Source organism: Tamlana crocina, assembly GCF_012037625.1.
Map to the genome: position 1 here is coordinate 1 of NZ_JAAVJS010000144.1, position 517 is coordinate 517.

General features: G+C 38.3%; 1 protein-coding gene. It reads right to left on the minus strand.

Annotated features, from left to right (window positions below; genetic code table 11):
* On the minus strand, positions 1-439 hold a 439-nt coding region (locus HC176_RS16035), incomplete at its 3' end, for an AraC family transcriptional regulator N-terminal domain-containing protein (RefSeq protein ID WP_167920005.1).
* Positions 440-517 lie beyond the last annotated feature (78 nt).

Consider the following 517-nt stretch of genomic DNA (forward strand, 5'->3'; position numbering starts at 1 on the left):
GTACCTGCTCATTGTTTTCCAAATGATGAGTAGTATCATCTATCTCATATTGATCATTCTCATAATGTACACGCGTTTTATTATTAAACAGTTCTACGGTTTCCCTTATTTTTTCGGGATCTATCCCCAGCGCGAGGCAACTGGTGGGAGATGTTCCTGTGGCAACCGGGAAATCTATGCTTATCTTCTCATTGGATGGAAGTACTACAGATTCTCCCGGAAAAAAATCAAATGCAGGTTTATCTTCTAAATGCATAATCTTTTTCCCGGTAAGCATACTGGCTATAATGGGAAAGTCAAATTGAAGCGGAACCTTTTCTGCCACCTCTCCAGTTTCAAAAATATTGAGCTCAGCGAAATCTCCGCTGTAGACCGTTCTGTTTTCTACAGTAGTTGTAAGTTTTCTGGTACTCCGGTATTTTAAGAAATTGGCATTCAAAGCAGCTGCATTTTGTCAATGTGATAGAATAGTGGTAGTATAAAGTAGGAATGTTCAGGTAATAAACTATTTAAAGTT